The organism is Phenylobacterium sp. (genome assembly GCF_030693805.1).
In the GTDB taxonomy this organism is placed as follows: Bacteria; Pseudomonadota; Alphaproteobacteria; order Caulobacterales; family Caulobacteraceae; genus Phenylobacterium.
In genome coordinates this window covers 1-1,121 of the sequence record NZ_JAUXZW010000071.1, presented here as the reverse complement: position 1 = coordinate 1,121, position 1,121 = coordinate 1, and the positions used below count along the sequence as shown (strand labels likewise).

The window sequence follows — 1,121 nt, the reverse complement described above, 5'->3', positions numbered from 1 at the left end:
AAGAACGCCGCTTCGGCACTTTGACTTTCCTTTTACTTTCCCCCGCTTCCCGAATCGCAGTCTTCGTTGGAAGATTACTGCCTGGAGTGGCAATTGCTTCAGGTGTGTCAGTGTTTACTTCTATACTTGGTTTTCTAGTCGTTGGCTGGCCACTCAACCTTGTGGAATCTTTTGGCTACCTTTTACTAATCTTCGTTGCAAGTCTTGCCGGTGCGGCTTTGGGACTAGTACTGAGCGCATTCGGTTTAATTTATCGAGACATTTATCAGATCTCATCGGCTGCGCAACTTGTGCTGCTTGTAATCACTGGCGCAACTGTGGCTTCGTCAGACTTACCACAATGGGTTCGCACCCTCGCGCAGGGTTCGCCGCTTACGCATGCAATTCAGGCGGCGCGTGAACTCGTGAGTGATGCTTTGAGCGTATCTGACTATTGGGTCTTAATTGCTAGCGAAACTCTCGTTGCAATCTTTTGGCTTCTAGTAGCACTTCTTCTTATGAAAAGCTTGGAAATAAGAGCAAGGCAGAAAGCAACAGTCGAGCTGTATTGATTTGCAAGTGCAAAGATAATGCAAATAATGGTGCAGTTCAGATTGCAAACACTACTTGCAAGCAATGGTCGCTTCGGGATGGGCGCTCTTACAGGTGGAAAAGACAAGAATGACGCAGCAACGAAAATTCGGCAGACTCTAAGCAATCGTATTGAGGACATTCTTTCAAGACTTCTAATCGAAATGGATAATATTTTGGAAAAGGATCAGCTTCAGGTTCTCACTCTGGCTCATTCCTTAGAAATTTTTAATGCCCATTCAGGAGACGATCTCGTTGCCGTTATCGAGGGAATACAGGGAACAATTATTGACGACCTACCACATAAGGATCGTCGCATTCTCGCCAAGAATGAGAAATATCTCGAAGCGGCTCTTGTTGCGCATCGAGACAGACATACTCCCGAAGTTCCAATTCCGCTGGTTTCTAGTTTTCTGTAAACGTGATCTAGAAGCTTTTTTCCATATATTAAGTCTCTGATCCATTCTGTTCAAATCTTTCTAGCCTGTCATGGTTTTCGGATACGAATGAGTAGATCTCAGACTGTTCGTTTGCTTTCTGAGTGAAAACTT

General features: G+C 44.8%; 2 protein-coding genes. Both read left to right on the top strand.

Annotated features, from left to right (window positions below; genetic code table 11):
* On the top strand, positions 1 to 551 hold a 551-nt coding region (locus Q8M88_RS03185; RefSeq protein ID WP_305594802.1), incomplete at its 5' end, for an ABC transporter permease.
* 27 nt (positions 552 to 578) lie between these two features.
* Positions 579 to 989 carry a hypothetical protein gene (locus Q8M88_RS03180; RefSeq protein WP_305594801.1) on the top strand — a complete coding sequence of 137 codons (411 nt, stop codon included), beginning with the start codon at positions 579 to 581 and terminating at the stop codon, positions 987 to 989.
* The last annotated feature ends 132 nt before the right edge of the window (positions 990 to 1,121 follow it).